Source organism: Polyangiaceae bacterium, assembly GCA_015075635.1.
Classification (GTDB): domain Bacteria; phylum Myxococcota_A; class Polyangia; order Polyangiales; family Polyangiaceae; genus JADJKB01.
The window spans coordinates 3,095,100-3,112,955 of the sequence record JABTUA010000002.1 but is presented as its reverse complement, the minus strand read 5'-3'; the positions used below and the strand labels follow the sequence as shown (position 1 = coordinate 3,112,955).

The 17,856-nt window shown below is 70.7% G+C and carries 19 protein-coding genes; 7 read left to right on the top strand and 12 right to left on the bottom strand.

Annotation, left to right across the window (positions count from 1 at the left end; translation table 11 throughout):
- Positions 1 to 31: 31 nt before the first annotated feature.
- The gene (locus tag HS104_30030) at positions 32 to 1,567 is read right to left on the bottom strand and encodes a DUF4091 domain-containing protein (protein ID MBE7484195.1); all 1,536 of its coding nucleotides are present in this window, start codon (positions 1,565 to 1,567) and stop codon (positions 32 to 34) included.
- Positions 1,568 to 1,812: 245 nt separating this feature from the next.
- Between HS104_30030 and HS104_30025 the strand changes: the two genes are divergently transcribed.
- Positions 1,813 to 2,016: a hypothetical protein gene (locus tag HS104_30025; protein ID MBE7484194.1), complete on the top strand. Its 204-nt coding sequence runs from the start codon at positions 1,813 to 1,815 to the stop codon at positions 2,014 to 2,016.
- Between the two features lie 9 nt (positions 2,017 to 2,025).
- Entirely contained in the window at positions 2,026 to 2,322 is a 297-nt protein-coding gene (locus HS104_30020; protein ID MBE7484193.1) for a hypothetical protein, read from the top strand.
- Positions 2,323 to 2,331: 9 nt separating this feature from the next.
- On the opposite strand, the gene HS104_30015 is transcribed toward HS104_30020, so the two are convergent.
- Positions 2,332 to 2,907, bottom strand: coding sequence for a DUF2269 family protein (locus tag HS104_30015; GenBank protein ID MBE7484192.1), 576 nt, complete (start codon positions 2,905 to 2,907; stop codon positions 2,332 to 2,334).
- 175 nt (positions 2,908 to 3,082) lie between these two features.
- Between HS104_30015 and HS104_30010 the strand changes: the two genes are divergently transcribed.
- Positions 3,083 to 4,648 carry a hypothetical protein gene (locus HS104_30010; protein MBE7484191.1) on the top strand — a complete coding sequence of 522 codons (1,566 nt, stop codon included), beginning with the start codon at positions 3,083 to 3,085 and terminating at the stop codon, positions 4,646 to 4,648.
- A 46-nt stretch (positions 4,649 to 4,694) separates the two neighbouring features.
- Complete coding sequence (locus HS104_30005; GenBank protein MBE7484190.1) at positions 4,695 to 4,925, top strand: hypothetical protein; 231 nt, start codon at positions 4,695 to 4,697, stop codon at positions 4,923 to 4,925.
- Between the two features lie 12 nt (positions 4,926 to 4,937).
- Here the strand turns inward: HS104_30005 and HS104_30000 are convergent, their stop codons facing one another.
- Positions 4,938 to 5,759, bottom strand: coding sequence for an AgmX/PglI C-terminal domain-containing protein (locus tag HS104_30000; protein ID MBE7484189.1), 822 nt, complete (start codon positions 5,757 to 5,759; stop codon positions 4,938 to 4,940).
- 138 nt (positions 5,760 to 5,897) lie between these two features.
- Here HS104_30000 and HS104_29995 point away from each other — a divergent pair, with 138 nt between their 5' ends.
- Complete coding sequence (locus tag HS104_29995) at positions 5,898 to 7,214, top strand: 4Fe-4S binding protein (protein MBE7484188.1); 1,317 nt, start codon at positions 5,898 to 5,900, stop codon at positions 7,212 to 7,214.
- 11 nt (positions 7,215 to 7,225) lie between these two features.
- Here HS104_29995 and HS104_29990 read toward each other — a convergent pair whose 3' ends face one another.
- Positions 7,226 to 7,699, bottom strand: a complete 474-nt coding sequence (locus HS104_29990; protein MBE7484187.1) for a DUF1232 domain-containing protein — start codon at positions 7,697 to 7,699, stop codon at positions 7,226 to 7,228.
- A gap of 174 nt (positions 7,700 to 7,873) precedes the next feature.
- On the opposite strand from HS104_29990, the gene HS104_29985 reads away from it, so the two are divergent.
- Complete coding sequence (locus tag HS104_29985; GenBank protein MBE7484186.1) at positions 7,874 to 8,629, top strand: response regulator; 756 nt, start codon at positions 7,874 to 7,876, stop codon at positions 8,627 to 8,629.
- Positions 8,630 to 8,640: 11 nt separating this feature from the next.
- A complete protein-coding gene (locus HS104_29980; protein MBE7484185.1) occupies positions 8,641 to 9,102 on the top strand; it encodes a hypothetical protein in 462 nt (153 codons plus the stop codon).
- Between the two features lie 7 nt (positions 9,103 to 9,109).
- Here HS104_29980 and HS104_29975 read toward each other — a convergent pair whose 3' ends face one another.
- The 8 genes from HS104_29975 to HS104_29940 all read right to left on the bottom strand — a co-directional run bounded on the left by HS104_29975 (position 9,110) and on the right by HS104_29940 (position 17,758).
- A complete protein-coding gene (locus tag HS104_29975; GenBank protein ID MBE7484184.1) occupies positions 9,110 to 10,450 on the bottom strand; it encodes a hypothetical protein in 1,341 nt (446 codons plus the stop codon).
- Complete coding sequence (locus tag HS104_29970) at positions 10,450 to 11,376, bottom strand: hypothetical protein (protein MBE7484183.1); 927 nt, start codon at positions 11,374 to 11,376, stop codon at positions 10,450 to 10,452. The genes HS104_29975 and HS104_29970 overlap by 1 nt, the downstream gene beginning before the upstream one ends.
- Complete coding sequence (locus tag HS104_29965; GenBank protein ID MBE7484182.1) at positions 11,363 to 12,712, bottom strand: sigma-54-dependent Fis family transcriptional regulator; 1,350 nt, start codon at positions 12,710 to 12,712, stop codon at positions 11,363 to 11,365. Before HS104_29965 ends, HS104_29970 begins: the two co-directional genes overlap by 14 nt.
- 132 nt (positions 12,713 to 12,844) lie before the next feature.
- A complete protein-coding gene (locus HS104_29960) occupies positions 12,845 to 14,242 on the bottom strand; it encodes a protein kinase (GenBank protein ID MBE7484181.1) in 1,398 nt (465 codons plus the stop codon).
- A 46-nt stretch (positions 14,243 to 14,288) separates the two neighbouring features.
- On the bottom strand, positions 14,289 to 14,444 hold the full coding sequence (locus tag HS104_29955) for a hypothetical protein (GenBank protein MBE7484180.1): 156 nt from the start codon (positions 14,442 to 14,444) through the stop codon (positions 14,289 to 14,291).
- A 285-nt stretch (positions 14,445 to 14,729) separates the two neighbouring features.
- Positions 14,730 to 15,281, bottom strand: coding sequence for a hypothetical protein (locus tag HS104_29950; protein MBE7484179.1), 552 nt, complete (start codon positions 15,279 to 15,281; stop codon positions 14,730 to 14,732).
- Between the two features lie 3 nt (positions 15,282 to 15,284).
- Positions 15,285 to 16,631 carry a 2-oxoacid:acceptor oxidoreductase family protein gene (locus tag HS104_29945; protein ID MBE7484178.1) on the bottom strand — a complete coding sequence of 449 codons (1,347 nt, stop codon included), beginning with the start codon at positions 16,629 to 16,631 and terminating at the stop codon, positions 15,285 to 15,287.
- Complete coding sequence (locus HS104_29940; protein ID MBE7484177.1) at positions 16,628 to 17,758, bottom strand: pyruvate flavodoxin/ferredoxin oxidoreductase; 1,131 nt, start codon at positions 17,756 to 17,758, stop codon at positions 16,628 to 16,630. The genes HS104_29945 and HS104_29940 overlap by 4 nt, the downstream gene beginning before the upstream one ends.
- Between the last annotated feature and the right edge of the window lie 98 nt (positions 17,759 to 17,856).

The following is a 17,856-nucleotide window of genomic DNA, read 5'->3' as shown; positions in this document are numbered from 1 at the left end:
TCGGGGCGCTGGTCGCGCCCGCAGCGGCTAGTCAAGGCGGGCAGTGCTTCTCGATTCCGTCGAGGACCTGGCGGCGGGCCTGTTCGAAGCTCGCTTCGCGGTTCGGCCAGCTCGCTCGAGCGCCCGCCTCGCCCAGCGCCCGCGGCACGATGCGCTCGGCTATCTGGCGCGCGAGCGCCTCGCCGCCGCAAGTCGCGAGCTCGCGCAAGAGCAAGCGGTCCAAGAGGCCACGCCTGAGCGCCTTCAGGCGCAGAGAGGGCAACGGTCCGGGATAGGCCAGCACGCCGTCGCCGTTGCCGAAGTCCGCTCCACCGCGCCGGCGTTCGTCGAAGGTGACCGGCTCGCGAGTCACCGCAGTCGGCCCGCCGCCGTTGTAGCGGTCGGAGAAGTAGAGGGCCTCCCAGGCGTACCAGAGCTCGATGTCGTAGCGGAACGCGATCCAACCCCAGGTGCGGAGAGCCAGGCCGTCGGTGTCCAGGATCATGCTCCCGGCCTCCGGCGGGCGGCCGTTGTAGGTCCAGAAACGCTCGCCCGTGTGGGCACGGGCGGCGCGCACCGCCGGGAAGTTCTTCGGCGAGATGAAGACGTCGATGGCGTCGCCGTAGATCGGCGAGGCCACGTCCGTGACGCCGCGCAACAGCCGCGGACGACCCGCGCCGGCCCTGCCCATCACCGCCGCGACGTGCTTCGCCCGGAGCTTGTCCGCGGTCGTTCGAGGCTCGTCCACCGGGATCGCGAACGGCGTCACGTCCGTGCCGCGGAAGAGCTCCAGCCATTGGCCGACGTCGCGCGCGATGGATTCGTCCGTGGAGGTGTCGAGCGCGACGGGCCAATAGCGCAAGTCGTGCATGAATCCACGTCGAGGCGCGAAGCGCCTGGGAGGCAGATCCGAGGCGAGCAACACAGCGTGCGCACGGAAGAGATCATGGTAGCTGCGCTCCTTGGCGATCAGCTCGGGCCCGTCGTCTTCGGGTAGCTCGTGCACGCGCGCGATCTCGCGAGGCAGGTAGAACGCCCACACCAGCGGCTCCCGTTCGGGGTCGATTTGGGCCCGCATCACCCTGAGCACGACCGGGAGCCGACGCTGCCCCACGGCGAGCTCTCCGGAGTAGCGACCGGGCGTGGCGTTTTCGGCGATGGCGACGTCGAAGAACGCGAGGTCGGCGCCGTCGACGCCGCCGGCGACGGGCGTGAGCACGTCCGGATAGACGCCCGGCCCGCGGCTCGGCCCGTACATGCCCGTGGACGGCTCGCTAACCTGCAGGGAGGAGACGCGGAAGGCCGTCACTTTCGCCGCCGCCTCGGGCAGCGAGAGGCGCGCCTCCCGGTGCTGCCCGTCGCTGATCCGGACCGACAAACCCAGGGTCTCTCCGCGCGCGCCGAACAAGCTCACCTTGCCTCCGGCGAAGATCGGTGAAGTGGCGGGCGAGCGCTCCCCGCGCGCGAGTCGAGTCGAGTCGCCGAGCACCTGCACCGCCGGCGCAGCCTCACAAGCCAAGAGTAGGCTCGCGAGCGTGCAGGTCGTCGCGAGGCGGACGAAGGTGTCCACCAAGGTTCGGGTTTGCACGAGCGAAGTCCGTGCATGCGCCATGCCACCCACGCACCGGGCGTGGTCTGGGCGATGTGTACGAAGGGACGAGCGCAGCTGCTGCGGACCGACGCAGGACGTGCGCGCGCCGACGAGGGACAGGTCATGCAGCGCGCCGCCGTTTGCGTGTCCGAGCGTGTGAGCGTGGATGAAGACTCGGCACCGTGCACGCCTTGCACTCCGGGTGGGGCGGGGTTAGCCGAGGTCGAAAGCGAGGCTCCAGCATGAAACAGCTGATTCAGCAGTTGGTGAACAAGGCGGACTTGAGCGAGGCGCAGGCCACCAAGGTCGCCGAGGTCGTCCGAGACTTCATCGGCGAGAAGCTCCCGGAGCCAATCCGCGGACCCGCGCTGGCGGCTCTGACCGGAGAGAACGTGGACAGCGCTGCGGACGCCATCAAGGGCGCGGTCGGGAAGCTGTTCGGATAGAGGCCCCTCGTGAAGACGACGCACCGTTGCCCCAAGTGCCAGAGCGATCGCATCCTCCACATCGCGACGGTCGCCGACCGCTACGGCGAGCACCTGAATAGCGAAGCCTCCGTGCCGATGAAGATCGCGCACTACGTGAGGTCGGCCGGCAGCCTGCTCGGGCTGGCGCTGACCAGGTCGGAGCGGGCCGGCGAGCTCGAAGCCGGCGTCTGTCCGCGTTGCGGCTACACGGAGCTCTACACCAAGGACCCACAGAACATCATCGTGGACGGCACCAACGTCCGCGAGCTGATCGCTCCGCGCTGAGCGGTCGCGTCAGGCGTCGCTCGACGTCATGGCTCCGCTGGCCATCGCGCGGGTGCGCTTGCGCACCAGGCGCGCTGCGAACGCTGCACTCAGACCCAGCGCCGCGACGCCGATGGCGCCGGCCGGTCCGGGCTTGGCGACCATCAAGAAGAGCGCCGCGGCGTCCGCGCCGAGCAGGGCGTCCGCCGCCAGATCCAGGCGCTCGGACCAGCGCAGCTCGTTCAGCGCGGCGGGCACGGGGCCGTCGCTGGCCTCGGCTGCTGCGCGCCCGATGAGCCCGAGCTCGGTCACTACGACGCGCACCGCCCAGGCCGCGCTGAACACGAACAGCACGACCGACACGACGAACCAGCCACTGGTCCACCAGCCCGCCGAGCCGAGGTAGAGGCCGGTCGCCAACAGGGTCATGGCCGCGATGGGGTTGGCTCGCGTCGAGCGACGCTCGAAGTCGAGCCAACCGGCTACTTCGCGGACCGTGCGAGCCCGACGCAGGGCGTCGCGCACGAACTGCGACGACAACGAGCTGCCGATCAAAACGGTTGCGGAGGCGATGTGGAGGAAGACGACCGAGCTGTAGACATTCATGTTGCGAGCGCCGATGCACGCGCCGCGCCAGGCGCGCCACTCCCGAAACCACGGGGAGCTGGTCGTCAGAGCGTCCGTTTTCGGACACTCGTGGCGGACAGGTGTCCGCGCGCGGTCAGCCTCGAGGGTGCCAGCACGGCTCCAGATCTGGTACGACCGGTCGAGAGGAGCCCCGATGCCCGTCAAACCGCAGCAGTCGTCCGACGAGATCGCCGCGCGCGCCCGACGTCATCTCGAGCAGGTCGTCGCCCTCGATTCCGCGAGTGACGAAGGCTCGACGACGATCCCGAGCACGCCGGGTCAGGCGAGGCTGTCCGAGCACCTCGCCGGCTTCTTCGCCGAGCTCGGCGCCTCGGTGGAGCGCGACGCGCACGCCAACCTGATCGCGACCTTCGCGGGCCGCGGGGTCGGCAGCTCCGCCGCTCCGCTCGCGCTCTTGTTCCACCTCGACACCGCGCGCGGCACGAGCGCCATCGAGCGGCTCGAGCTCGCGCCGACCTGGGACGGACGGACCATTCGCTACTCGGCCAACGAGAAGCTGGAGGTCAACGTCGAGAACTACCCGTCGCTCTCGAGCTTCGTCGGTCAGGCCCTCTTGCACGGGCCAGGCGACGCGCCGTTCGGCCTCGACGACAAGCTCGGCATGGCGCACGTGATGACGCTCGCCTGGCTGCTCCGCGAAAACCCGGCGATCCCGCACCCGCCCCTGATCGTCATCGGTCGCCCGGACGAGGAGATCGCGCGCATGCAGGCCGTGAAGGGGCTCGCCGCGCTCCTGGCCGAACGTGGGGTCCGGAGCGGCTACACCATCGACGGTATCGAGCCGTACGAGATCAACGTCGCCAACTTCAACGGCTCCCGAGGCGCGGTTTGGTTCCCCTGCCGGCCCGGTGACGCGCCGGACTGGCCCGCGTACACGCTGTCCTTGGGCGGCGTGAACACCCACGGCGCCACGGCGAAGGCGGAGGGACACCGGCCGGCGACGCGCTTGGGCGCCGAGTTGCTCGGGCGGCTCCGCGCACTTCGTCTGGTGCCGGAGTCGATCGTGCTCGCGTCCTTCCGCTCGGATTCGCTGCGCGACTGCGACGCGGAGTTGACCGTTTACGTGCGCGACGAAGGCGCCCGTATCGCGCTCGCCTCCGCGCTCGACGAGATCGTGGTGCCACACGTGCCCCGCGGCGCGAGCTATCGGCTCGAGCCGGCCGCGCTGCGCCCTGCCCCCGACGCCGCCGTCCACGATCTCCTCGACTTCGTCGCGCGCTTCCTCGCCTCGAGCCCGGGCTTCCCGCTCGCCGCCGAGGACTCCGCGGGCTGGGAAGGCTACTCCCAACCCTATCGCGCGCTCTCCGACGAGCGCGGTCTCAGGCTCGACGTACGGCTCCGGGACTTCGAGGACACGGGCCTGGCGAAGCGGTGCGAGCACCTGCGGCGAGAGGCCGCTGGGTCTCCGGTGGAGATCGAGGTGCAATACATCAACATGGGGCCCAAGCTCGCCGAGCGGCCAGAGCTCGCCGAGTGGGCGAAGCGCGCGGGTGAGGCGGTGGGAGTCGAGACGCGCGTGCTGCCCATCCGCGGTGGCACCGGCGTGGATCCCTTTCTGGAGCGCGACGTGGCCCTGGCGAACCTGGGCACGGGATATTTCGCGCCGGAGAGCGAGAAGGAGCTGACGACGCTCGAGCTCATGGCCGGGCACGCCGCCTGGCTCTGCGCGCTGGTGCAGATCGTGGGCTCGCCCGACTGAGCCACCGCGAAGCCATGTCGTTGTTCGGAGTGACCTGACCCGTCACATGAACCTGGTGATGCGGGCGGTGTGGAGCGCAGCCGCGCCCCTCGCGCTCAAGAGCGTGGCCGAGGGCGCCGCCACGCAGTGCTACGTCGCCACCCACCCGGCGCTCGCCGGAGTGTCGGGTGAGTACTTCGCGGACTGCAACGTCGCGCGGTCGAGCGCGCTCTCCAGAGACGCGGCGCTGGCGCGGCGCTTGTGGGACGAGTCCGAGCGCATCGTGGCGAGCCTGTGAGCGGCTGGTGCCTCAGAGCGTGAACGTGAGCTTCGCCGGCCAGCTTCCGGGCGGCGGATACACCGCCCCGGAGAGCACGCGCTCCAGGCACTCGACGGCGGCGGAGGCCCGTTCGTCGGGCGCTGCGATGCCGACGCTGATCGCGGCGCCGGCGAAGGTCGGTCCTGCGTCTGCCACGTCTTCGCCTGCGTCGCCCGCATCCGCTTCTGGTGGCGGGAGCTCGACCTGCTTCACGTACACGGTCGCCGTGAAGCTGCCGCTGGTCCCGCGCTTGCAGGCAGTGATCTCGTCGGCTGCGCTGGCGAGCACCGAGCTGGCCTGCGTGCTCGCCCAGTTGGTGGGGGCGCGGGTGTCCTTCGCGAGGTCGAACGAGAAGCTGGTGCGCACCACGCCGACCTTGCCCCCGACGGGCTTGGGGAAGGCGCGCGCCGACAGCGCCCCCAGCATGCAGCGCTGCATCGTGCCCTCGCCGAGGGTGCTCTGCTGGACGAAGCCGTAGCTCGCCCGACCGTCACGGCCGATGCCGAGCACGAGCTGGATCGTGCCGGCGACGAGCTCGTTTCGAGCGACGCCCTGCTCCCAGCAGCGGTCGACGTCACGCTCGGCCGAGCTGACGGCCTTGTCCACGGCCTCCTGATTCAGCCCGCCGACCTCTCCCTCGACCTCGATCCCGGGCGACGCCCGGTGCGCGACCGGGCCCCGTGACTCCGCCGTCTCGTCCGACTCCGGCACGACGTTCGCCGGGTCCGGCTCGAGGGCGGCGGACCGCGCGGGCTCGCTGCGACCGCAGCTGGACATCACCATCAGGCAGGCCAGCGCCAGCGACGCACGCATGCTCGGATCGGAGAGCGAGCCGAGGACGAAGTCAACAAGCGCTTCCGGCGTAGAACTTGCGCGTCTCGGCGCGCTCGAGGCGACATCCGTCAAGGCGCCCGCGCCGAGGCGGGGGCACGTTCCGCCGAGGAGCTTCGCATGGGCCACCATGGACACCTGAAGGCCGAATACGCCGCGCTCGGGGCACGGCTCGACCAGAACCCGATCGGGATGCCGGAGCCCGAGGACGAGCGCGCGCGCGCGGGCTGGCAGGAAATTCTGGAGATCCTCTACACCCCGGAGGAGGCCGCGATCGCCGCCCGGTTGCCGCTCTTGCCGGCCAGCCTCGAGGCGGTCGCGGAGCGCGTGGGCATCGGGCCCGAGGAGCTCGCGCCGAAGCTCGACGCGATGGCGGACAAGGGCATCGTGATGGACATCGTGCACCCGAAGACCGGCGCGGTGCGCTACCTGCTCTCGCCGCCGGTGGTGGGGTTCTTCGAATTCTCGCTGATGCGCGCCAGCGACATGATCCCCAAGAAGCGCATGGCCGAGGCGCTGGACGCCTACTGCCACGGTGACGCGACGTTCGCCCGTGAGGTCTTCGGCGGCGACACGGTGCTCGGGCGTGCCATGGCTCACGAGAGCACGATGCCAGCGGAGGCGCTCCCGGACGTGCTCGACTGGGAGCGCGCGACTCGGCTGGTCGAAGAAGCTCGCAGCTTGGCCGTCTCCTACTGCTACTGCCGGCACAAGACCGAGCACCTGGGCGAGCGCTGCGACGCACCGATGGACACCTGCTTGTCGATGAACGCCGGCGCGGACTTCGTGGCACGCCGCAAGTTCGGGCGTGCCGTCGAGCGCTCGGAGGCCTTCGACATCTTGACGAAGGCCCGCGAGCACAAGCTGGTGCAGATCGCCGACAACGTGCAGAACACGCCGACCTACATCTGCAGCTGCTGCGGCTGCTGCTGCGGTCAGCTCCGGGCCATCAACGACTACGACCTGCCCGCGGTCAACCCGAGCGGCTTTCTGGCTGGCTCGGACCTGGACAAGTGCAAGGGCTGCTCGCGCTGCGCTCGGGCCTGTCCCATCGGCGCGATTCGCATGCTGCCCAAGCGCGTGAAGGCCGAGCGCAAGAACGACCTCGACCCACAGGTGGACGCGGACCGCTGCATCGGCTGCGGTGTGTGTGTGCTCGCTTGCGGCAAGAACGCCGCCATGCACCTGGAGCGCCGGCCGCTTCAGCCTCGCGTCCCGCTGAATGCCATCGAGAAGACGGTGCGCACCGCGCTGGAGCGCGGCAAGCTCCCCGATCTCCTGTTCGACGAGGGCGCGAGCCGAGGCAGCCGCTTCATGAACCACCTGGTCCGCGGCCTGTGTGCCCTCACCCCCGTCGAGCGCACGCTCGCCAGCGAGCAGGTGAGGTCACGCTTCGTGCGCTTCGCGCTCGCCACCGTCCGTGACCCGAGCGGGTGAGGCAAGCGCGACTAGAAGTACTCCGACGGCTCGAGCCCCTTGAACCGGCAGTATGCGGCGAGCTCTCGCCGGAGCAGCCTGAGGGCGAGCGCCATGATCAGCACGTCGTCGATGTGCCCGATGCCCGGCAGCGTGTCGGGGATCAGGTCGGAGGGGCTCAAGAAGTAGAGCGCGGCCGCGACCGCGATGGCCAGCGAGTACCAGCGTACCTCGCGATAACGCCCTTCCCAGTAGTCGTCCACCAGGTCCAGGAGCAGCCGCACCTGGTTGGTCAGCTTCTGCATGCGCGCGGGGATCTCCCGGAGCTTGCCGATCATCGCCTGGCGCTGCTCGTGCAGTCGCGCGAGCTGCCGGTGTCGCACGTGCGACGTCAGTCGCCGGAGCAGCCCGAGGGCGCGGAAGCGGGCCGCTCCGCTGGGCCCCGACGCTGCCGGCTCGTCGATCGGGACGGGAGGCTCCTCTTCGGCTGCATCGTGTGTCGTCATCGTTCGCCCGCTCGAATCCTACGCCGAATGCGCCGCCGACTCGATGCCGCGAAATCCGTGCGGGCCCTCTTGGTCGAAGTGACGGGATTGCGTGTCGGGGAACCTCGCTCGCGCACACAGCGATGCCTCCCCCCTGGCACGTGACGTGCACGGAACAGGTCCGAGGCGGAAGCCATGTCCAAGATCCTCGTCGTGGAAGACGACTCGGCGCTGCTTCAGCTGCTGGAGCTTGGGCTGAGCCAGAGGGGACACGAGGTCGGAGTCGCAGCAGACGGTGAGCTCGGGCTCGAGGTCGCCGAGTCGATGCAACCCGACCTCGTCGTGACCGACCTGGTGATGCCGGTGCTCGACGGCTACGAGCTGTTGGTCCAGCTGCGCGAGCGCCCCGCGACCTGCGACATTCCCGTGATCGTGCTGTCGGAGGTTCAAGGCAAGGACTCGCGCCTCGCGGCCTTCCGCATCGGCTGCGGCGACTTCCTGCCCAAGCCCTTCGAGCTCGAGGAGCTGTATCTGCGCATCGACAACCTCTTGGGTCTGCACGGGCGCGGTCCCGGACACCTCAGCTCGGAGCCACCCGGAGTCACGCTGCACGGTTGCCTCGAAGACATCCCGCTGCCCTCGGTGCTCAACCTCTTGTCCATGGACGGGAAGAGCGGGGTCTTGAAGCTCGAGCAGGCTGACTTCCACGCCAAGCTGTACCTGGACTCCGGGCGGGTCGTGGACGCCGTGGACTCGTCGGATCCCTCGCGAGAACCGTTCGAAGTGGTGTGCCGAGCGCTGCGCCTGACGCAGGGGAAGTTCGCCGTGCACGACGACGCGGTGTCGATGCCGGACCGCCTGAGCAAGTCCATGACCCAGCTCTTGCTCGATGCGTACGGCAGGATCGACGAGGAAAACACCGCCGAGGCAAGACGGAGCGAGCTCGGGTAGGATCCTGCACCATGTCGAAATTGGTGCCCGGGCTCCTGTTCTCGATGGCCATTCTGGCAGCCTGCTCCGGCTCGAGCTCGAGCGAAGGGAGCGGCGGCAGCGCCGGCGGCGGCGGCACCGGCGGAGGCAGTGGCTCCGGCGGTGCTGCCGGCTCCGACTCTGGGACCCCGTCGTGCGGCAGCGCAGGCTCGTGCTCGGTGGGCACCAGCTGCGTCGAAGAGGTCTTCGAGCCGACGTGCGAGAACCTGAACGACCCGAACGCGGAGTGTCCCGACGGGAAGACCAAGTCGATCTGCGGCGGCGCGGGCTTCGCTTGCTGCTGCGATCCACCTCCCGAGAGCCAGTACTCGTGTCAGCCCACGACGGCGTGCAAGGGCAGCGTCGATTGCAGCTGCATCACCTGCCCGAACGGCAAGATGTGTCAGGCGACGGCGGCCGGGCCGTTCCGCTGCGAAGATCCGCCGAAGCCTTGAGTCGCGGTCAGTTCCCGAGCTCGACTGGCACTGGTTCGAGCCGAGGCTCGGGGCAACCTTGCCACACCTCGTCGCCGCAGAAGGCGGGCTCCACCCCCGGCTGCCCGAGGTAGTCCTCGCGCCCGAAGCAGAAGACCTTGCCGCCCTTCGAGAAGCACGTGAAGTCCTGCCCGCTCGTCACGCGCTCGACGCCCGAGGGGACGACGCTGGCCCGTGCAGCCGATGGGTAGGCCGTCCCCAGGGCCTTCTTTTCCGGACCGTACCCGAGCTCTCCGCAGGTGTTCTCGCCCCAGGAGTAGTGGGCACCTCCCACCCGGGCGAGCTGATGCCAGCCGTTCGTGCGGTAGACGGCGCTCACGGCTGGCGCCGACGTCAGACCCTCGAAGACCACCGGCGTGGGCGGAACGAACCCGTTGGTTTTCTCTCCGATACCGAGCTGTTCCTTGCCCCACCCCCAGGCGGTGAGGTGACCCTCCAGATCGACGGCAAACCCGGAGAGGTGCCCCATGCCGAAGGCATCGACCAAGCCCTGAGTCGTGGCGTTCACCCGGGTCGGTTCCGCGCGGTAGCAGAGAGACCCCGGGCTCTCGGCCAGCTGTCCACCGGTCGAGCAGTCGTTTCCCAAGTGAGAAGGGTCGGCGCCACCTCCGCAATTCGAGCCCCAGCAGTAGAGCTCCCGGTCCGAGCGTGCGCAGGTCGTGTTGCGCTGGGCCATCACTTCGTCCACCGGAAGGGTGAAGTGCGAGACCAGAGTCGGCGGCAGGATCAGGCTGCCCTCGTTGTCAGCCACCTCTTTCGTCGTGAAGCCACACATTCCACTCGCGTCGGGCTGGCCGGCATGCGCCGGGACGCGCGGCACGCCGCACTGTCCCGCGTGATTCGAGCCCCAGCAGTAGAGCTTGCGGTCCGTCGTGAGCGCGCAGCTGTGGAACAGCCCAGCGCTGACGCGCGCGACGTTCTCGAGCCCGGGGACCAGGAATGGCTCGTTCGGCGCGGAGCTCCTCGGAGCGCCGGTCTGACCGCCGAAGTTCTCCCCCCAGCAGTAGACCCGGCCGAGCTTGGTGGCGGCGCAGGCGTGGGTCTGACCGACCGACACGTCGCTGGCCGGCTCCGGCAGCTCTACCTGCACGGGTCGGCCATCGTTCTCGGTCGCCGACCGGCCCAGCTGCCCGTGGTTGTTGGCCCCCCAGCACCAGACGCTCCCGTCGCCCCGCACCGCGCAGGTCGTGCAGTTGAGCGCCGAGAGCGCGATCACCTTGGGTGGCACGTAGTCCATGTCCTCGACGCCGATCAGTTCGCCGCAGGCCGTGGTGAGCCCGAGCAGCGCCAGCGCGACGAGCAGCCGCATCAGAACCTCCCCCGCAGCGCGAGCCCAGCGGCTCGGGAGTCCGGTTCGGCCGTCAGAAGCACGTAAGTCCCGGCGCCGGCCAGGCCGAGCCCCGAAGCGACCAACAGCGTCGACGCGAGCGCGTTACGCCGAGCGTCGTCGTTGAGCTGAACGGCGTCCCGGTGCTCGCACTCGCGGTTCGGGCAGCGCGCCTCCGCGTCTTTGCGTTGCTCGATGGCTTGCCAGCCGAAGCGGAGGCCCGCCAGGGTGGCCGCGGCACCGGCTCCAATCAGCACGGTCCCCCACGTCTTCTGGGCATCGGCCGGCTGCTCGCGCACCAGCCGCGGAGGCGGCTTCTTGGTGCTGCCGTCGTCGGCCAGCGCGGGGATGCTGACGGTGCGCACGGCGCCGTCGCGCAGCCGTACCGTCAGGCGGAGAGGCTTCTTCCCCGGCGCGTGCGCCTCCACGGTGTGCTCGCCGGCGTCCACCGGCAGCGCCTCCCCAAGGCTGGCCTCGCCCAACGGCACGCCATTGCGGCGCACGCTGAGCCCTGGGACCTTGGCGCCGCTCTCCAGCACCACCACCAGCCTCGCGAGCTTGCGTTCGAGCGCGGCGCGGTGCTCCAGGGCGAACTGTTCGCGATCCGCCCGCCCGTCACGGCGCGCCCAACGCCCGGCCTCGTCGTAGAGCGCCCAGGCCGTCGCGGTCTTGCCGCGCAGCTCGTTGCACAGCGCCAGGTTCAGGATGGTGCCGCCGCCAGGGTCGAGGCGCATGGCCTCCTCGAACTTCGGGCAGGCGTGCGCGAAGTCCTTCTCCGCCAGGAGCGCGCGTGCTTGGTCGAAGAGCTCGCGGGCGACGGCGGCGCTCTCCGCGGGTGCCTGGGCCGCCGCTCGGGCCGAGCACAGCACGATCGCGAGCACGGTGGCGCCGTGCTCACGAGAGCCCATGCTCCTCCAGCTTCGTGTACAGCGTGCGGCGGCTGATGCCGAGCAGGCGTGCGGCGGCAGCGCGGTTGTCGTTGGTGCTGCGCAGCGCGGCCTGGAGCGCCTCGCGCTCCGCCGCGCGTACGCGCGCCTCCAGGGGCCCGCTGCCCGCGGGGATGGACACCGTGGAGATGGCCGGCTGGCGCGACAGCTCGCGGCTCACGGCGTCCGCGCCGACTCGGTCCGACTCCGACAGCACGACCACGCGCTCGATGAAATTCTGCAGCTCGCGCACGTTGCCGCGCCACCTTCGTGCGCGGAGTACCGCGACCGCGTCGTCGCCCAGCTGCATGCCCGCGCGGCCTGCGGCCTGCGCGAACTGCGCGAAGAAGCGCTGCGCCAGGGGCCCGATGTCCTCGGCGTGCTCGCGGAGCGCAGGCATCCAGATCGGGACCACGTTCAGGCGATAGAAGAGATCCTCGCGAAACTCCTTGGCGCGCACCATCTCCTCGAGCTTGCGATTCGTGGCCGCGACGAAGCGAACGTCGGCGCGAACGGTGCGCGTCCCGCCCAAGGGATCGTACTCGCGCTCCTGGAGCAGCCTGAGGAGCTTGACCTGCATGGCGGGCGTGATGTCGCCGATCTCGTCGAGGAACAGCGTGCCGCCTTCGGCGAGCTCGACGCGCCCCGGTTTGCGCGACGCGGCGCCGGTAAAGGCGCCCTTCTCGTAGCCGAACAGCTCGCTCTCCAAGAGCGCGTCGGGCAACGCGGCGCAGTGCACGCGGACGAAGGGACCGTCGGCGCGCGGGCTGTGGTCGTGGATCAGGCGCGCCACCAGCTCCTTGCCCGTGCCGCTCTCGCCGCGCACCAGCACCGTGGACAGCGTCGGCGCGGCTCGCCGCACGGTGGCGTAGACCTCTCGGATGGCCCGAGAGTCGCCGAGCAGCGCGCCGCCGAGCGGAAGCACCGGAGCCGAGTCCCGCACTTGCTCCGTCGCGGTGAGCGCTTTGTTCACCGCGTGAGCGAGCTCGGCGCTCGAGAGCGGTCGCGCGAGGAAGTCGGCGGCCCCCGCGCGCATCGCCGCGACGGCTGCCCTGAGGTCGCCGCGCGCGCTGGTCAGGATGACGGGCGTCTCGGGCGCGAGCGCGTTCACTTTGCGGAGCAGCTCGACCCCGGAGCCCGGGAGGTCCGCATCCGCGACGACCACGTCCGTGGGGTAGAGCTCGAGGTGACGCAGGGCCAGCTCGGCGCTGTTCACGACAGCGACCCCGAGGCCCGACTCGGCAAGGACGCCCTCCGCCGCGCCACGCTCGGCTGCATCCGCCTCCAGCAGCAGCGCGCTGCCCCGCTCGCTCGTCATGGATCCCTCTGGTGACTGCAAGCTGCGTACCCGAATGAAGCGGCAGGACGCAAGCGGGCACACGGCCCATTCCGTGCGGGACTCTGCCCAACGTGTGCAGCCCGCGGCACACCCGCTGTGGCGATTCCGAGACTACTTGGGGTCGGCGAGGGGGTCCGGGGCGGGTGTCGGGGGCGCTTTGGGCTCCGGCGCCAGCGGCGCGGATTTCTCCGGAGCTGCCGGCGGCTTCGCGCTGGCCGCGGGGCGAGCCACGAGCGGCCTGCGCAAGGCTGGGGCAGCGCTCGCCGACGGCGGGACCGAAGGCGCAGCGGATACGGGCTTTACGCTGGGGCCAGGACTGGGCAGCGCGCTCGCCAGCACCGCCGGCGTAGTCATTCTTGTGCCACTGGAGGATGGATCGGGTGCCGGAGCGTCGCTCCCGCCGCCGCGCGCGAGGAGGCCCGCCGCTGCGCCGATCGCGACCAACAGGCCGACGCCCAGCGCGAGGGACTTCCGGCTGCCCCGCTCGCTCGCGACAGGGCTCGCCACCGAGCCGCTGATGCTCTGCACCGGCGTTGCACGAGCCGAGCGATCGGGGCGCGACAGATCCGGTGAGGTCGGCGCGAGCCGTGCGCCCGAGCTGGGCACCGGTTCGGGCAGCTCCACGCCCAGGGCCCCCGCCAACGCCGCGACCTGCTCGCCCACGCTGGCGAAGCGCTCCCTGGGCGCGCGCGCGCAGGAGCGAAGGAACCAAGTGTCGAAAGCCGGCGTCAGCCGCGAGACCTTCGCCGAAGGCGGACGCACGGGTTGGCTCACGAGCTCCGCGAGCAGCATCGACACGTTGCCGGTGGACCAGTACGGCCGCCCCGTGAGCAAGCGGAACGCGATCATCCCGATGGACCAGATGTCCGTCCCGGCGCCGATTCGCTCGTGCTCCGCCGCGGCTTGCTCGGGTGCCATGTAGAGCGGCGTACCGACGACCGCCCCGGTGCTGGTGCGATTGCCGCTGTCACCGTCGCGAGTCTTGGCGATGCCGAAGTCCAAGATCTTCACGATGCCCGACCCGTCGGGGCGACTGGCCAGGAACAGGTTTTCCGGCTTCAGATCGCGATGGACGATGCCCGCGGCATGCGCCGCGTCGAGGGCGCCGGCGATCTCGTACAGCCACGCCACCACACGCGACGCTGGCTGCGGGGTGTCCCCGGCGAGATCGGCGAGGTTGTCACCCTCGAGCAGATCCATCACCAGAAACGGCGCGCCGCCGAGCTCTGGCGCGACGTCGGCGTCGATGACGCGCACGATGTGCTCGTTCTTCAAGAGCGCGTGCACGCGCGCTTCGCGCCGGAAGCGCTCCAACGCGGTCGCGTCCAGGGCTTCCGTGGCGCCCTTCAACAGCTTCAGGGCCAGGCGCTCGCCGGTCTTGTCGTGCTCGACCTCGTACACCGCGCCCATGCCACCGCTGGCGATGTGGCGGATGGGCAGGTACTTGCCGCCGAGCTTGGGAGGAAGCCCGGTGGGACCCGAGGCGGAGCCGCTGTCGTCGCCGGTCATTCCTGAAGCTGCGAGTCTACGCGCTCCTGGCGCCGGCGGCGCAGAGTTAGCGCTCCCGCCGCCGGTCCTTGCTCAGATCCGCCGTGACCTCGTCCACGTTGATGCGGGGGAGCTTGGCGGGGCGGGGGATGCGTCGAATCGTGCTGGCAGCCGCCTCGTGCGCCGGCTGCGTCGCCAAGTTGCGCGCGTTCAGTCTGGGCACGGTGGTCTTGGTCCGCGAATTGGCCCGTGGTCGGGAGGTCTTGTTCTGCGACTCGGCCCCGGGGCGAGTGGTCTTGCCGCGGGACTCGGCCCCGGGGCGAGCAGTCTTGCCGCGAGACTCCGCCCTGGGGCGGGCGGTCTTCGCGCGGGGCTCCGCCTTGGGGCGAGCGGTCTTGCCGCGCGACTCCGGTGGCAGTGAGGCGGCAGCTCGACGTTTGGTGGTTCGGGTGCGGGCGTCGGCCATCTGGGTCTGCCGCGAAGAAGCTAGTCGACCTCCGCGCCGGAGTCATGGGGATGGAACGCCAGCGCGCTCCGACTCCAAGATCTCGGCGATGGCCGCGTCGAGCGCCGCTCTGAGCGCAGGGTTCGGCGCGTCGAGGAACACGACCACGCGCAGCCGCCCGATCTCGACCGGCGTCACCGGGGAGAGCCCGAGCCACGCACCCTCGTAGAGCCACAGCGTGAGCCTGAGCCCGTGCTCGGGGTCGAGCCGCGAGCGATAGGGGGAGCGCGCGCTGTGGGGGGCCGGGACGTAGTTCGGATCGGGCTCCCAGCTCGCGCCGTGCTCGTGGTCCCAGCGCGCCAAGAAGCGCTCCTGCCAGGGCAAGCGTGACGTGTCGATGCTGTAGATCGGCCGGAGCTCCCGGCTGGCTCCGCGCATCGACGGGAAGCGCTCGCCGAGCGCGGCGACCCGCTCCACGATGCGGCGCGCCAGCGGCGCCAGGTGGTGGGGATCCTTGGGTGTCTCGGCGGCAGGAGGAGCCGGTGGGGCCGGCGAGGCCGCGCACGCCCCAGCGAGCATCACTACGACGCCGAGCGCGCTCGCACGACGGGCCACGCCTCAGCCGTCCACCAGCGCGAACGCCGCGGCCGCGCGCTGCTCGAGCGCGGCCCGCCCCTTACCCCCCACGATCTCGACGGCAGCCGAGAGCGCCGCTCGCTCGAGGATGCCGGTCTTGGCGATCAGCGCGCACACCGCGCCGAACGCAGCTCCGTCTCCGGAGAGGTTGCCGCGGAGCGGCAAGACGAGCGTGCGTTCGGCGGGGAGCTCGGCGGCGATCGTCGCGTCAGCCACCAGCGTCGCTTCCGGCGGAAGACGGGCGAGATCGCCGCGCGCCTTGGCTTCGCGCAGCCCATCGGCGGACACGACCAGGAGCGCGTCGGGCGCGTCGCTGCCCGTGTACAAGATGGGCTCGGGGCTGAGCTTCACCTCGGCCAGCGAGAAGCCGCTGCCCACCGTGACCGGGTAGTCGTTCTTCTGCACGCAGTGCAGGCCGGAGAGCACGGCGGCCTGGCTCAAGATCGCGCCGGCAGTCTGCACGCGCTCTCCGGCGCTGCCCGCCACGATCACGGTCATCGGCCGCTCGAGCCGGTGGCCGAAGAGCTCGGGAGCGGGACCTTCTCCCACCGGCTCGGCCGGCTCGGAGCGGGGGAAGCGCTCGCGATACAGCTCGTGGTACGGGCGGCGGTCGTCACGCCGAATCAGCACGCCCAGAGCATGGCCCTGCGCCTCGGCGGCGCGCCGCAGGCTCTTGCCGTCGAGGCGGTTCAGCGGAACCCCAAAGCCGGTGCAGAGCTCCAGCACCTCGACCATGGCGAAGCCCGGGTACGCGATGGCTGACGCGATCACCTGGTGCAGATCGGGGTCCGTCGCCAGCTTGCGCGCGAAGAAGCCACCCTGGCAGCCGCGCACGAAGCTCTCCATGTCGATGGCGGGGATCCAGTTGCCCTCTGGCGTGGTGCTGGTGGCGAAGCCCTCCGGCGTGAAGGCGGAGTGCTGCCCGCCGGTCATCCCGTAGAGCATGTTGTTGTGGAGCAAGACGGTCAGATCGACGTTCATCAGCGCCGCCTGCGCCAGGTGCAAGAGGCCGATGGTGGCGCCGCCGTCGCCGATCATCACCACGTTCTCGAGGCGGCCCTCGCCGAGAAGGGCGTCCGCGAGCACGGCCCCCGCCGCCACCGCGGTCGAGCGACCGTGGATGGTGTGAACGGTGTGGACCTCCGGAAACAGCGGGTCCACGAGGCCCACGCAGCCGATGTCGCTGGTGAGGACGACGTCCTTGGGTTCGACGCCCAGAGCGAGCAAAGCGTCGTTCAGTCGGCGGGTGACCACGCCGTGGCCACAGCCCTTGCAATACGGCAGCGGCCGGTCCGCGAGGAAGCTCGTCGTCTCGCCCTGGGTCGTCATGCCGCCTCCAGGATCTGCGCCGGACGGATCATCCCGCCCAGCTGGTTCACGCCCACGAGCGGCAGCTCCGGGACGACGCCGCTGAGCGCGCGCCGGTACAGACCCGGCAGGTTCTCCTCCGCGACGATCACGCGGCGGGCGCCCTGGGCCGCGGCGCGGATGGCCTCCACCGGGATCGGGAACAGCGTGAGCACCCCCAGGAACGACAACCGCTTGCCCGCGGCGCGCCCGCGCAACACGGCCTCGCGCGCCGCCCGGCTGGTCACGCCGAAGCTCAAGACCAGCGTGTCCGCGCCCGGTTGGAGGTCGGCGTCGACGAGCGCCATGTCGCGAGCGCGCGCCGCGACCTTGGCCTCCAGGTGCCGCAGCACGTCCAGCGTCTCGGGATCGTTCTTGCGCAGCCAGCCGTCCTTGTTGTGCGCGGAGCCGGTGACCGTCACCTTCAGCGGACCGCCGAGCGGCGCGAACGGCGGCACCTCCTCGGCGCGGTCGAACTGAACGGCGCGATACCCCTCGGGCCGGGCCAGCGGGCGCTCCCACACCTCGAGCTGGGGCAGGCCGGCGAGATCCACGGCCTCGTAGGTCATGCCGACCTCCTTGTCGCTGAGCAGCACGACCGGACAGCGCAGCGCCTCCGACCAGTTGAAGGCGTGGACGGCGAGGCGGTAGCAGTCGAGCGGCGTGCTCGGCGCGAAGACCGGCACGGTGTACCCGCCTGAGGTCGCGAACTCCGTGAGCAACACGTCGCCCTGTCCGCCCTGCGTCGCGCCGCCGGTGCTGGGCCCCAGCCGCTGCACGACGCTGACGACGAGCGGCGTCTCGGCCATGAGCGCGTACTGGAACGCCTCGATCATCAGCGCCCAGCCCGGGCCCGAGGTGGCGGTCATGGCCTTGAAGCCGCGCTGCGAGGCTCCGATGCAGTAGCAGAGGGCCGAGATCTCGTCGGGCGCACCCACCGCCACGTCGCCGCGGGCCTGCAAGCGCAGGGTCGCCTCGCGGTAGATCTCCGAGGCGGGCGTGATGGGATATCCGCTGAAGAAGCGGCAACCGGCGCGCATCGCGCCCTCCACCACCATCTGGTTTCCGGAGCGGAGGCGCATGCGCGTGGGGATCGTGCTCGAGCTCACTCCACGCGATCTAGCGAGATTGGTGCGGTCCCGCAACGCGGCGCCAGCGCAGGTTCTGCGGGCGGCGACCTGGTGATAGGCTCGCCGCGGGAGGAGCG